The sequence below is a fragment of the Deltaproteobacteria bacterium genome, from assembly GCA_026129095.1.
Classification (GTDB): domain Bacteria; phylum JAGRBM01; class JAGRBM01; order JAGRBM01; family JAHCIT01; genus JAHCIT01.
Window position 1 is genome coordinate 139,090 of the sequence record JAHCIT010000006.1, and the last position, 13,249, is coordinate 152,338.

The following is a 13,249-nucleotide window of genomic DNA, read 5'->3' on the forward strand; positions in this document are numbered from 1 at the left end:
CAGGATGCCCTCTTAGACCGCCTCGATGCGGGTCGGCCACCAGGCCGCCGGGCTGGCGGGCGGTTTCATAAGCATCGGGATTTCTGCCTCGGGCACCAGCACGTGCTGGAACAGCTCTTCCATCCGGCTCACGAAGATGAACTCCATATCCGCCTTGACCTGCGGATCCAGTTCCATGATATCCGGCTCGTTCCGCTTGCACAGGACGACCCGCTTGATGCCTGCGCGCCGGGCGGCGAGCATCTTTTCCTTGATGCCGCCCACCGGGAGCACCTGCCCGCGCAGCGTGATCTCGCCCGTCATGGCGGTATCGCTCCGCACGGGGCGGCCGGTCAGCAGCGAAGTGATTGCCGCCAGCATCGTCACGCCGGCCGATGGGCCATCCTTCGGGATCGCGCCCGCCGGCACGTGAATGTGAATGTCGTTTTTCTGGAACACCTCTTCAGTAATCCCCAGACGTGCTGCATTGGCACGGACGAACGACAGGGCCGCATGCGCCGACTCCTTCATCACGTCGCCCAGCTGTCCGGTCAGCTGGAGATTTCCCTTGCCGGACATGATCGTCGCCTCGATGAACAGAATGTCGCCGCCCACCGGCGTCCAGGCGAGGCCCGTCGCCACGCCGCTGGTTGACAGCCGCTCGGCCGTATCAAGGGTGAACTTCTTCTGGCCGAGATACTTGCTCAGCTCCGCCGGGGTGACGGTGATCTTTTCGGATGGAGCGCCTTCCTCGCGGCTCGCTACTTCCTTGGCGACTGCACGGCAGACCGAGGCGATTTCCCGCTCGAAGTTCCTCAGCCCGGCTTCCCGGGTGTAGGAGTGGATCACCTCGTTGATGGCATCGTCGGTGATCTCCAGCATGCCGGCAGTGAGGGCGTGATTCTCCATCTGCCGCGGGACGATGTATTTCTTCGCGATCTGGAGCTTCTCCTCGGACGTGTAACCGGGAATCTCGATCACCTCCATGCGGTCCCTGAGCGGAGCCGGAATCGGGTCGAGCTGGTTTGCCGTCGCGATGAAAAACACCTTCGACAGGTCGAACGGAACGTCCAGATAGTGATCCTGGAACGAGTTGTTCTGCTCGGGGTCGAGCACTTCCAGAAGCGCCGAAGACGGATCGCCCCGGAAGTCGGCGCCAACCTTGTCCACCTCGTCCAGGATGAAGACCGGGTTATTCGAACCGGCCCGCTTGATCCCCTGAACAACCTTGCCGGGCAGCGCCCCGACATAGGTCCGCCGGTGGCCCCGTATCTCCGCCTCGTCGCGGACGCCGCCCAGCGACATCCGGACGAACTTCCGGTCGAGCGCCCGGGCGATCGACTTGCCAAGCGAGGTCTTTCCGACGCCCGGCGGCCCTACCAGACACAGGATCGGACCCTTCATGTCGGGTTTCAGCTTGCGGACAGCCAGGTATTCCAGAATGCGCCGCTTTACCTTGTCGAGGCCGTAGTGGTCCTCGTTCAGGATCGTCTCGGCAGCCTTGATCTCAAGGGTGTCCTTAGTCGTCACGCTCCACGGCATGTCGATGAGCCAGTCGAGGTACGTCCGGCTGACGGTATATTCACTGGAGGCCGGCGACATCCGCGACAGGCGCTTCAGTTCATTATCGGCCGCCGTGCGGGCGTCTTCCGGCATCCCGGCCTTTTCGATCTTGGCCCGGAGCTCGTCCATCTCGTCGGCGCGGTCGTCGCTCTCGCCCAGTTCCTTGCGGATCGCCTTGAGCTGCTCGCGCAGGTAGTACTCCCGCTGATTCTTATCCATCTCCGAGCGGACCTCGAAGTTGATCTTCTGGGTCAGTTCGAGGACATGCACTTCATTCTGAAGCAGCGTCATCACCTTCTGGAGCCGGGTCATCAGGTCCACGGTCTCCAGAATCTCCTGCCGCTTGTCGATGGCGATGTTGATATGCCCGGCAATGAGATAGGCGAGGTAGTTCGGATCCTCGACGTTCTCAATCACCTGTCCGGCCTCGTCCGGAATGTTCGGCGACAGCTCGATGGCCTTCTGCGCGGCCTGCTTGAGGTTCCGCACGACGGCCTGGATATGAGCCTCGTAGCCCTGCGGCACCGTGTCGGGAATCACCTCGATCCGGGCGAAGTGGTACGGCTCGGTCCGGAGTCCCTCGACGATCTTGAACCGCACGAGCCCTTCGACCACGAGGTTCTCGGTATCCTGGTTGACCTTGAAGGTCTTCACGATTTTCGCGGCTGTTCCGTAGGCGTATACATCGGTCCAGAGTGGGTCTTCGGTCATGGGCGACCGCTGCGTGATGACACCGATGATCTTGTCCTTCTTGAGGGCGTCCTCGACCAGCGTGACAGACTTCTTCCGCCCCACCGAGAGCGGAATGTAGGCTCCCGGATAAAGGACCGAGTTACGGAGCGGCAGGATCGGGATTTCCGACGGAATGGAATTGGGATCCAGCTTGCCCTGGCTCTTGAAATACTGGTCGAATATTTTCATTTAGACTGTTTCTCCACGACATAGCCCGGCCCTTCCCGGCTACGTACAGCTTAGACTAACCACGGCCCGTGTCATTTCCACCCGGTAAAGTTCACATCCATAGGAAAATTCCGGATGACGCGCCGCACCGAAGCCGTGCTGCGCCAAATCACCATCAATTACAACCGGTATTCTGGCTTATTTCAGCCGGATCACCAGCAAACGTGGCTGTCCCTGCCGGAGCAGGCGCACCATGATCCGGCCCGACGGGCGGGCATCCTTGACCGCATCCACAAGATCCTTGCTGCTACGGATAGTCCGGTTTCCTGCATCGACAACCACATCACCTGGACGAATCCCGGCCTGGAAAGCTGCACTGCCCGGCTTCACGGAAGTGACGATCACGCCCTCCACATCCGGTCCGACACCCGCACGGGAACGGAGCTCGGGTGTGAGGTTCTGCACCTCGATGCCGATAACATCCGTGGGGGCCGGGCCCTGATCGGCTCCAGCACCCATTTCCACCGAGCCATCATCCTTCAGTTCCGTCAGGACCACATCCACCGTACGGACCTTCCCGTCACGAAGCACCTCGACCGGCATCTTCTGGCCCATGGGCGAATGGGCAACCACCCGCGGCAGATCACTCTGTTTTTCCACCGGCTGATTATTGAACTTGAGGATCACGTCCTTGTCCTTGATGCCGGCCTTGTCGGCGGGCGAGTCCTTCACCACCTGGGAAACAAGCGCCCCCTTGGGTTCCGGAAGCCCCAGCACCTCGGCCAGATCCTTGTCCATCGCCTGGATGAACACGCCGAGCCAGGCACGGCGAACCCGGCCCTCTTTCAGTTGCGGGAGAAGATCCTTGACGATGTTGATGGGGATGGCGAAACCGATCCCCTGCGCGGCGGCATTGATCGCCGTATTGACACCGACCACCCGGCCGTCGAGCGAGATCAACGGCCCTCCGGAATTGCCCGGATTGATGGCTGTATCGGTCTGGATGAAATCGTCATAGTTGCTCATGCCGATCTCGCGGCCCTTGGCCGACACGATGCCGAGCGTCACCGTGTTGGCGAGACCGAACGGGTTGCCGATGGCAACCACCCAGTCGCCCGGCTCGATCTGGTCCGAATCCCCGAGATCAACCATCGGCAGACCGTCAGCGCCTTCTGCCTGGATCAGGGCCACGTCGATCTTGGGGTCACGGCCGATGATCTTCGCATGGAACTCCCGGCGGTCCCGGAGCACGACGGTGATATCCTCGGCATTCTCGACCACATGATTGTTCGTCAGGATCAGTCCCGACGGGTCAATGATGAATCCGGTCCCGAGACTGTCACGGGGAATCTCGCTGGGCATCTGCTCCATGAACCGGTCCATGAAACCCGGCCCGAAGAACTCGTCGAACGGGGTTCGCGGACGCTGCCGCTGGCCCACCTGTGCCCGGCGAATCTTGGTCTGGACCTTCAGGTTCACCACCGACGGGCCCACCGATTTCACCAGTGGCGCCAGTGACGGCAGCCCCGCGGCTATGGACGGCGGCACCTGGGGGGCCTGTGCCGGAGCGGCAGGCGAGCCGCGGCGCTGCTGTGCCGAAGCGCTCTGGATTTCAGCCGGGCGTTCTGCCCCGGCCGGGACATCCGGCCTGTCAGAGCGGCTGAAGATCGCGGGGGAAAAGACCATCCCGGCCGCAAACACGCCAATAATACCAGCCAGTTGCAAGATTCTCCGCATGGGGTCATTCCTCACATGAACAGAAAAGGCGCGGACCGCGGCCAAAGCACGTTCCGCTGCCAGTCACTCTAATCATCCCGCCCGGGGGATCAACCTCAAGATACGCACTGTCCGTGCCGGTCACCATCCGGCCAGTGTCGCGGCAAACTCCCGCTCGACACCCAGCATGTCCCGGCCGTCCACACCAGGAGCGCCGGCGGGCAGCCGGCCGTCCCGCTTCAGCGCAATCCGGTAGCCGGTAGCCGCCGCAAGGTTGTCCTTGCCTGTCGGGTCGTTCTTCAGCGCCGGGGCACGGTCGGGGTTGCGGAAGAAATCGCGGGTCGCCTTGAGCGCCAGATGCCGTGCGCGCTCGGCCATCTCCCGGTCGGGCTGTCTGGCCGATACACGGTCCTGCCGTTGCACCCACTGGATGAACTTCGGATGCGTGTTGGCAATCAGCATCCCGCGAAACAGGGACTTGTTCGCCGAGAACGGGAGCACCGGCGTCTCGATGATGCTCTCCAGCCAGGGATCGACCTCGCGGTAATGCTGGTCGTGGGCCTTGAGCGCCAGCGGGCCCAGTCTTTCGAGAAGCGGCGCATCGAAACGCATCTCCCAGTATGGATGTGACGCATTGGGCTGGTTCCACGCCTTCACGAGCTGGGTGGGAACGAAGTAGTTGTGCGCGACGGTATCGGCGGCCAGATGCGCGAGGTAGCCCCACGCGAATGCGCGCTGCACGTCGGTCCGGGCACGCTCCACCAGAGGGAAGGCAACATCCCAGTTGTGCACATGCTTGTCCCACTTCTTCGTGCGCTTCCAGACGCATATGTCGGCGCCAACCGTCCCATAGATGAAGGCAAGCGGATTGCGTTCCAGGACCGGCCGTATCGAAGCGTAAACGAATCCAATCTGGTCCAGAACCGACTGGCCGTAGTAGACATGCGCCCCGCCACCCCAGGCGAACGCATCGGCCGGGAAGAGGAAAACAGCGGCGGCGATACCAGCCGCGACAGCCCATAGCCGCGAATATCCCTTCGACAACTGGCCCCTCGCCTCCTGATGCTGCCTATAACCGCTGTTCAATGAATTCTGCTCCCTCTTGCGGATGAAAATCCGCTCACCTTACCCCTGAATGCTGCTTTATTTAGTCTGTCCATGCTCTGACCTTTATCAAGGTGCCCGCCGCCCGGATTGAAAAAACCCGCTACCTCGCGTAACCGGTGGGATGACCGCCCGGGGTTTTGAGGACCAGCCACCCGGGACGGCTGGAGCCCGGTTTCCATGTCCGAACTCGCCTCACCCACCCTGGCCGAAATGTGCGAAAAACAGGGCCAATGGCACAAGGCCGCCTCCATCTGGGCGCAACTTCTGGCCCGCGACCCCCTGGATGAAACCGTCCTCGCCCGCTTCCAGAAGGCCCGCGACCGGGCCCGCGCCGAACCGAAACCTGTACCCGCCGCAGCAGCCGAACTGGAACGCTGGCTCACGCGGCTCCGGGGCCGGTTCCCGGCACTGGCCGGGAGACGCTGACAATGCCGGTTGCCAGGCACACCACGGGCCGGGAAAAAACCGCCTCATCGCGCGGCCGCAAAAGTCCCCCTGGCGGCCTTCGCGTACTGGTTCTCAGCGGCCCTAACCTGAACCTCCTTGGAAAACGGGAACCCGGTATTTACGGAAACCTCACGCTGGCGGAGATAATCGCCCGCCTGGTGGCCAAGGGGAAAAAGATGGGCGTGAGGGTCTCCCACTTCCAGTCGAACCATGAAGGTGCGCTGATCGACCGGATTCAGAAATCCGGTCCTGCAGTGGACGGCATTCTGTTCAATCCGGGCGGCTATACCCACACGTCGGTGGCGCTCCGCGATGCACTGCTTGCGGTCGGAACACCGTTTGTTGAGGTTCATCTTTCCGACCCCGAAAAGCGGGAACCCTTCCGCCGCCGCTCTTTTTTCACCGACATCGCCGTGGCCCAGGTGAAGGGCCTCGGCCCCGGTTCCTATCCGGAAGCCCTCGACCGGTTGCTTGCACACCTCAAGACCCGCCCCAAATGACTCATTCTGAAGCGGGTTCAGGCCGCCGGATGCGCCAGGCGGCACTTTCGCCGTAAAACAAATCCTTCCAGTCCCTGCACCAGCACCCTAATTCAGCCTATACTGCGCCCATCAACCTCAAGGGAACCGGTACTGCTTGAACCTGCGCTCCCCCCATTCCAATGGCTCGCGCCTCAGGCCGATCATCGAGAAATTCGATGACCCGTATCCGTGGTCAGATGCTCAAAAATGCCTGCTGGTCGCAGCGCTCATGCTGCCGGTCAATCTCTCCATCGTTGCCTCGGCCTGGCACGCGCTGAAGGTTCCGGATTCCGCGCCATTCGTTGATCCCGTCTATCTGCCGGTATTCCTCTGGATGGTCACGCTGAGTGTCGCGCTGAACTTTGGTGTCCTGACGGCGGGTCTGGTGCTGAGAAAAGTACGCGAGCCCATGAACTGGCTTGTGCACACCACCGTTCAGGTGTTCTCTCTCTCGATTTCCTATCTCGCCTACGCCATCGGCCTGTATACGAGTCCGGTCGGCTTCGCGTTCGTGGCGGCGCTCGTGGGCGGCGGGCTTGTCTTCAACTGGAAACCCATTGCCGGCGCCACGGCATCCGCCCTCGTCATCGGGGCCGGAACCACCATCGCGTCCCAGGCGGGCTTTATTCCCTATGCGCCGCTGTTCCGCGGCCCGGTCGTACTCGACCAGCATCTGACCGGCTGGTGGCTGTCACGGGTGGCCTCTCCGGCGCTGTTCGTCGCCGTGCTATGTGTCTCGCTTTTTTTCCATATCCTATCCAAGTGGCGGACCCGTGAGGACCGGCTGCAGGCGGCTTACGCCGAACTCCGCGACCGGGAAGAGCAGCTTGCCGCCGCCTATGCCGAACTCCGCGAGTCGCATGGACAACTTGCCCAGCTCGAAAAGGCCATCGCCACCGCCCAGGTCGGCATCACCATCACCGATCTCGACGGCAAGATCGCCTACACCAACAGGGCCGAGGCGGAGATGCACGGCTACCGCCCGGAGGAACTGCTGGGCCAGCCCGTTCGTATCCTCGCCCCGCCCGTTTCCGCACGGCCGATGACGAAGGAGGAACTCCGTCGTGCCAGAACGCTACGCCGGGAAAGCGTGAACGTGCGGAAGAACGGTTCACAGTTCCCCGTGCATCTGGTCTCAGACGTCATCAGCGATGCGGACGGAGAGCCCGTGGGCCTTGTGACCATCTCGGAGGATATCACCAGCCGAAAACAGATCGAGGAAGCCCTGCGCCGGAGCGAGGAACGATATGCACTCGCCATCCGGGGCGCGGCCGACGGCATCTGGGACTGGGACATCGAACGCGACGAGGTTTTTTACTCCGACCGCTGGAAGGCGATGCTCGGCTTCGAGGATCACGAGATCGGCTCCACCCCGGACGACTGGCTGAACCGCATCCACCCCGACGAACGCGAAAGCGTGAAACTGAGGATTACGGCCCACCTTGAAGGCCATACGCCCCAGTTCGAATGTGAATACCGGGCTCTCCACAAGGACGGCGACTACCGTTGGATGCTGGCCCGCGGGCTAGCGGTGCGGGATGAGCGCGGCAACGCCCGCCGGATGGCCGGATCGCAAACCGACATCACCGAACGGAGCCTGCTGGATCCGCTCACCGGGCTCCCCAACCGGACGCTGTTTATGGACCGGCTTCACCGGGCGTTCGAGAGGGCATCGCAGCCGGACCGGCCGCCGTTCGCGCTCCTGCTCCTGGGCCTCAACCGGTTCAACAACGTCAACGAGACTCTCGGCCGTCAGGTGGGTGACCAGCTCCTGTTCATGGTCGCCGCACGTCTCCAGCAACGCGTCGGGAAAGGCAATTCCGTCGCCCGCCTGGGCGGAGACGAATTCACGATTCTCCTCGAAGACCTGACCGAACACGGCCGCGTGGCACGGGTGGCCGACCAGATCCTCGAGGAACTGAAAAACCCGTTCAAGCTGTATGGCCGGGAGCTGTTCATCACCGGCAGCATCGGCATCGCCCTGTACGACGGCAAGGCCGAAACGCCCGAGGTGATGCTGCGGGATGCCGACACGGCCCTTCGCCGCGCCAAGCGGTCCGGCACCGGCCGCCATGAACTGTTCGACGCTGACATGCGGCGCGTGGCGCTCACCCGGTTCGAGCTGGAATCGGACCTCCGCCGAGCGGTCCAGCGCGGGGAACTCATCCTCGAATACCAGCCGATCGTCCAGACCCGGGACAGCCGGGTGGCGGGGTTCGAGGCCCTGGTCCGCTGGCGCCATCCCGTTCGCGGCCTCCTGGCACCAGCGGAGTTCATCTCGCTTGCCGAGGAGACCGGCCAGATCAACGCCGTCGGACAGTGGGTTCTCCAGGAAGCCTGCCGCCAGATGCAGATCTGGTATGTCCGATACCCCGAGCAGTGGCCCATGTCCGTGAGCGTGAACCTTTCAGGGATCCAGTTTACGCAGCCCGACCTTGTGCAGCGGATCGACGATGTGCTTCGGGAAACCCGGCTCGACCGCAGGAGCCTGCGAATGGAGATTACCGAGAGCGTGCTGATGCACGATGCCGATTCGGCCGCGCTCACGCTGACCCGGCTGAAGGAGCTGGGCATCACGCTCTGCATGGACGACTTCGGGACCGGCTACTCGTCGCTGAGCTATCTCAACCGCTTTCCCTTCAACACGATGAAGATCGACAAGAGTTTCGTCCAGAAGATCGGCGAGACCGAGTCGGACATCGAGATCGTCCGCGCCATGATTGACCTCGCGCATAATCTCAGGATGGACGTGGTGGCCGAAGGGGTGGAGACCGAGGAACAACTTCTGGCGCTTGCCGAATGCGGGTGCGACGCGATCCAGGGGTTCTACTACTACCGGCCCCTCAGCGCCATTGAAGCTGAAAAGCTGCTTGCCCGGCGTCAGGGACGGCCTACGGTCGAGGTCAGCTCCACCACGCGCAAGCGGCTGGAGGAATAGTCAGGCCGCTGTCTTGACGGCAGCGGCGGAGCTGCCGGAGAGCGCCGGCACCGCGAGTCCCAGCTCCTTCGCCCGCTGCTCCCACACGACGTGGGCCTCAGCCCGGAGCCGCCCGATTTCCGCACGCACGCAGTCAGCCAGGGCATCGATCTGGTCTTCGCTATAACCCGTGGTTTCGATCGGTTTGCCCACGTTGATGACGATGTGTCCCTTCCACTGCCGGGCGAACCACCCGTGTCCGTAGATTTCAGCCGACCCCGCAATGCCCACCGGCAGGATCGGAACCCCGCCTTTCTGGGCCATGATGAAGCCACCCTTCTTGAAGTGGAGCATCTCGCTTCCGTCCAGACCGCGGCTCCGCGTCCCCTCCGGGAACACGACCACGTTCCCGCCGCGGGCGACCCGTTTCACCACGTTATCAATGGATTTCCGGGCCGACTCCCGGTTGCCGCGCTTCACGAACACCATCCCGATGGCCCAGAAACCCGCGCCGATGAATGGCACGTAGGCCAGTTCCCATTTCACCAGGAACCGGAAGCTGACCGGTTTCAGTGTGACGAGCAGCGCCGGGCCGTCCAGATGCGAGCGGTGGTTCGACATGATGATGAAGGGCGAGGCTTTCTCCGGCAGGTGACCGATGCGCTCGAAGGTCGTGTTGCCCGCCCAGAGCAGCCCCCGGCTCCAGTGCCGCGTCGGAAAGTCACCGAAATAGGTCATCGACGGCGACCACCCGAGCCTGTCCAGCATGCTGAGAATGACTGCCGCCGTCACGCATACGGGCGTCCACAGGGCAAGGTAAACCCACAGGCAGAATGTGCGAATAATGGCGGAAATGCTGACCACGGCTACCGGGGAGCCATTCTGGACAGTTTTTCCGATTTTTGTCCAGTTCTGGCCGGGTAACCCGTGAAATTTAGTTCCGCTTGAGGATTTTCACCGCTTGCGGTCCCAGCCGGCGGAGCACCGGCCCGGCGGCCGGACCCAGAAGGGGTGCGACTCCATAAACCGCCGGATAATGGAGCGAATCCCGGCCCTTTTCGAGCGCCTCGCGGAGCTTGCGGGCCAGTTCCACCGGGGTTCCGGTTGGCACTGGCGGCAGGCCGTCGGAACCCAGGGCTTTCGCCGTACCGCGAAGCATGTCCGTATCAACCGGACCGGGATAAACGCTGAGAATCCCGACCCCCGTCCCGTGGGTTTCGGCGCGAAGCACGTCGTCCAGCATCGACAGCGCCCGCTTGGTCGCGCAGTAGATCGCCGATCCCGGCACGGCCACGAACGCAAAGCCCGATGAAACCGACACGATCACCCCCTTGCGGCGGGAGATCATTCCCGGCAGAACGGCGCGGGCCAGTTCCACCGGCGCGGCGAAGTTCACCTCGATCGCGTCGCGGAGATCTTTCGGGTTCGCGTCGGCAAAGGTCGAAACCCCGCCCGAAATCCCGGCATTATTAACGAGAATATCAACCGCTCCGGCGGCCTGCTCAATTCCGGTGCCGAGGGGCCCGGCCGTCCCCGCCCTGGAAAGATCCGCCGGGAACACGGACGCCGAGGGAGCCCCCAGGTTCCGGGCCTCGGCGGCGAGTGCCTCCAGCCGCTCCTTCCGGCGTGCCACCAGCGAGAGCTTGGCTCCGGCTCGGGCCAGTTCACGTGCCACTGCCTCGCCTATTCCGGACGACGCACCGGTGACAACGACATGCAGGCCGGACAGGTTGAGCTTGGGCATGACAGGAACTCCTGAAACACGGGATAGTGCGGGTACGCCGCAGTAAGCAGGGATATACGGCCTGCTATCTCAGTGCCCGCTGGGCGGCCTTGACGATATCGGCCACAGCGAGGCCGTACCGGTCGTAGATCACGAGCGGGCTCTCGCTCATGGTCTGGCCGTGGGGACTACCGGTCTTCCCAAGGCCGGGGAGTTTCTTCTTCCCCTTGCGCCCCGAAAGGATTTTCGCCGCGTTCTGGGCAAGGCAGCCAGCCACAAGGCCCGCCAGCCCCCTTGCCGAATCGCTGCCGCCCACAAATCCGTCCTCCACCGTCACCACCGAGTCGTACGACTGGAGGATCTTCACGATTCTGGAGATGGGGAACGGCTTCACCTGCCCGACGAAGTAGACATCCACCGGCTGTTTCTTCTTTTCCAGCGCCTCGCGGGCCATCAGCGCACGGTAGAGAACCGGGCCCGTGACCACTATTGCCGTCTTCGCCTTCGGCGACGACCGCACCAGCGTCACCGGCTCGAACTTCCAGCCGGGACCAAAAAGCGGCTCGCCGGGTTTCCCCTGCCTGGAAACCGTCGGGACCACATCCCGCGGACCGATATACAGGGCGAAGTCGTTGAGCCGGTACATCTCGCGAATCACATGGACAGCATGGTTGGCATCGGCCGGAACGAACGCACGCCGCAGTCGCGGCAGCTCGAACGCCAGATCAATCCCGTGAAGGGCATGGGCCGTGATGCCGTCCTTGCCGGGATTGAGGCCGTTGTGGCTGGAGATCACCTTCACCGGAACGCCGACGGTCAGGCCCGGCTCGTCGTGGCCGGAAATGTCCTGCTGGTAGTCGGCGAACTCAAGTCCCTCGCGCCCCACGCCCTGGATGAAGGCAGCGAACGTCGAGGCCGCCACGGTGGGCAGCTTGCCCTTGCCTCCGCCATTGGCAAGCTGCGTGAGTCCTTCGTAGATATACCCCGCCGCCGCGAGGAATGCCCCGCGCTCGCGGATGCCGGCCTGGATGAATCGCCTGCCGAGCGGCTTTTCCAGCACGCCGAGCTGGGTCGAGCCGCCAAGGTCCATGTCAACCGCGGCCATGTGCTCCGCGTTTTTTGCGGCGAGCGCTTTCAGTGCCACATTCACGCCCTTTCGCGGCGATACCCAGTCGGCCCCGTGATCTCCCTTCACCAGCAGTTCGCTCGCCGACGGCGGGAATGTCTCCGGCCAGTCGAACTCGTAGTTCGTGGCCGACGACGGTGCCGGGCGGGCGCGGAACGTCACTTTCCGGGCAGGCGGCGCGGAGAGCGCCTCTTCCCCGGATGTCAGCGCCAGCGCGGCCCGGATCGCCTGCACGTTTTCCTTCTTGAGATTGCCGTCATGGTGATTGACCGGCTTCTCCAGCGGTTTGCCCTTCCGCTCGGCGTTGATCGTGGCGATGATCCCGTCTTCCCAGGCGCGGATACCGCGCCCCATGATCGAACCGGGGACCCACAGTTCCTCGTCCGGCGAGAACCCCCACTTCGACGGATTTTCCAGGACCTGCCTTGCCGGTTTCGTCTCACCGGCCGGGTAGATGAAAACCGGCCCCTCGCCCTTGCGGCACAGGAGTGCCGCCTCGCGGAGCGCACGGTAGAACCCCTCGAAATCGTGCAGTGAAACCGTTTCGATCACCTGCACACCGGCCGCCCTCGCCTTGGCGGCAGGATTGCCGCACGGGTCCACCGACTGCGTGGTGCCGGAAAGCTGCATGGCATTCAGCGCCGGGATGAACACGCACGGGGCGCGGCGGTTTGCCGCGATCTCCAGCGCCTCCATCGCCGACCCCTCCTGCATGGAGCCATCGCTCGTGAAAACGTAGGTTACTCCGTCCCGGCCCGCTCCCTGGTTCCACAGCGCCATCCCGACGCCGCCTGCATCGTTCCCAAGGCGGCCCGTGTTCATGCTCCCGCCTGCAATCGGCGTCACATGGCCGCCGATGGGCTCCGAGGTTCGGAAACCGTTGATGACGTCTTCCGGCGTGATGTAGCCATGCTGGGAGAGCGCGGCGAAATAGCCCGCCGCCACGTGGCCCTGGGCGATGAAGAAGTCGTCTCCGCGGGAGCGGTCCATCACCGAGAGGACCAGTTCCAGCGGGTCGATGATCTCCAGCGCGCCGCCCAGGTGGTCCTCGCCCACGCGGGCCACGCAATCGACCGCCGTAAGGCGCGCCCTCTTGGCGCGAGCCGTGAGTTCCGTCACCAGGGACGGGGACAGTGACGGAGTTTCCTCAAGGCGGATGCGAGGATCGATGATCTCACGGACAAGCGCGGCACCGGTATTGCGGCGGGTGATCGGATCGCTGGTGTTCATGGGGCCCCTTTGGATGCTGA

9 protein-coding genes are annotated in these 13,249 nt (G+C 63.3%); 3 read left to right on the top strand and 6 right to left on the bottom strand.

Going from position 1 to position 13,249, the window contains the following annotated elements:
• Positions 1 to 12 precede the first annotated feature (12 nt).
• From lon to KIT79_10220, 3 genes are all read right to left on the bottom strand, one after another.
• Positions 13 to 2,463 (bottom strand): endopeptidase La, encoded by a 2,451-nt coding sequence (gene lon / locus KIT79_10210; GenBank protein MCW5829673.1) that lies wholly within the window; start codon positions 2,461 to 2,463, stop codon positions 13 to 15.
• 177 nt (positions 2,464 to 2,640) lie between these two features.
• Positions 2,641 to 4,179, bottom strand: coding sequence for a Do family serine endopeptidase (locus KIT79_10215; GenBank protein MCW5829674.1), 1,539 nt, complete (start codon positions 4,177 to 4,179; stop codon positions 2,641 to 2,643).
• A gap of 120 nt (positions 4,180 to 4,299) precedes the next feature.
• The gene (locus KIT79_10220; GenBank protein ID MCW5829675.1) at positions 4,300 to 5,244 is read right to left on the bottom strand and encodes a zinc dependent phospholipase C family protein; all 945 of its coding nucleotides are present in this window, start codon (positions 5,242 to 5,244) and stop codon (positions 4,300 to 4,302) included.
• Positions 5,245 to 5,442: 198 nt separating this feature from the next.
• On the opposite strand from KIT79_10220, the gene KIT79_10225 reads away from it, so the two are divergent.
• The 3 genes from KIT79_10225 (at position 5,443) to KIT79_10235 (ending at position 9,171) form a co-directional block, all read left to right on the top strand.
• Complete coding sequence (locus tag KIT79_10225; protein MCW5829676.1) at positions 5,443 to 5,691, top strand: hypothetical protein; 249 nt, start codon at positions 5,443 to 5,445, stop codon at positions 5,689 to 5,691.
• 2 nt (positions 5,692 to 5,693) lie between these two features.
• Positions 5,694 to 6,212 (top strand): 3-dehydroquinate dehydratase, encoded by a 519-nt coding sequence (locus tag KIT79_10230; protein MCW5829677.1) that lies wholly within the window; start codon positions 5,694 to 5,696, stop codon positions 6,210 to 6,212.
• A gap of 136 nt (positions 6,213 to 6,348) precedes the next feature.
• On the top strand, positions 6,349 to 9,171 hold the full coding sequence (locus KIT79_10235) for an EAL domain-containing protein (GenBank protein MCW5829678.1): 2,823 nt from the start codon (positions 6,349 to 6,351) through the stop codon (positions 9,169 to 9,171).
• Here the strand turns inward: KIT79_10235 and KIT79_10240 are convergent, their stop codons facing one another.
• The 3 genes from KIT79_10240 to KIT79_10250 all read right to left on the bottom strand — a co-directional run bounded on the left by KIT79_10240 (position 9,172) and on the right by KIT79_10250 (position 13,229).
• Positions 9,172 to 10,014, bottom strand: coding sequence for a 1-acyl-sn-glycerol-3-phosphate acyltransferase (locus KIT79_10240; GenBank protein MCW5829679.1), 843 nt, complete (start codon positions 10,012 to 10,014; stop codon positions 9,172 to 9,174).
• Positions 10,015 to 10,084: 70 nt separating this feature from the next.
• A complete protein-coding gene (locus KIT79_10245; GenBank protein ID MCW5829680.1) occupies positions 10,085 to 10,894 on the bottom strand; it encodes an SDR family NAD(P)-dependent oxidoreductase in 810 nt (269 codons plus the stop codon).
• A gap of 64 nt (positions 10,895 to 10,958) precedes the next feature.
• Positions 10,959 to 13,229: a hypothetical protein gene (locus KIT79_10250; protein MCW5829681.1), complete on the bottom strand. Its 2,271-nt coding sequence runs from the start codon at positions 13,227 to 13,229 to the stop codon at positions 10,959 to 10,961.
• Between the last annotated feature and the right edge of the window lie 20 nt (positions 13,230 to 13,249).

Bases quoted from the DNA above. Each gene is read 5' to 3' on its own strand.
- lon (MCW5829673.1), bottom strand. From the start codon at position 2,463: ATGAAAATATTCGACCAGTATTTCAAGAGCCAGGGCAAGCTGGATCCC.
- KIT79_10215 (MCW5829674.1), bottom strand. From the start codon at position 4,179: ATGCGGAGAATCTTGCAACTGGCTGGTATTATTGGCGTGTTTGCGGCC.
- KIT79_10225 (MCW5829676.1), top strand. From the start codon at position 5,443: ATGTCCGAACTCGCCTCACCCACCCTGGCCGAAATGTGCGAAAAACAG.
- KIT79_10230 (MCW5829677.1), top strand. From the start codon at position 5,694: ATGCCGGTTGCCAGGCACACCACGGGCCGGGAAAAAACCGCCTCATCG.
- KIT79_10245 (MCW5829680.1), bottom strand. From the start codon at position 10,894: ATGCCCAAGCTCAACCTGTCCGGCCTGCATGTCGTTGTCACCGGTGCG.
- KIT79_10250 (MCW5829681.1), bottom strand. From the start codon at position 13,229: ATGAACACCAGCGATCCGATCACCCGCCGCAATACCGGTGCCGCGCTT.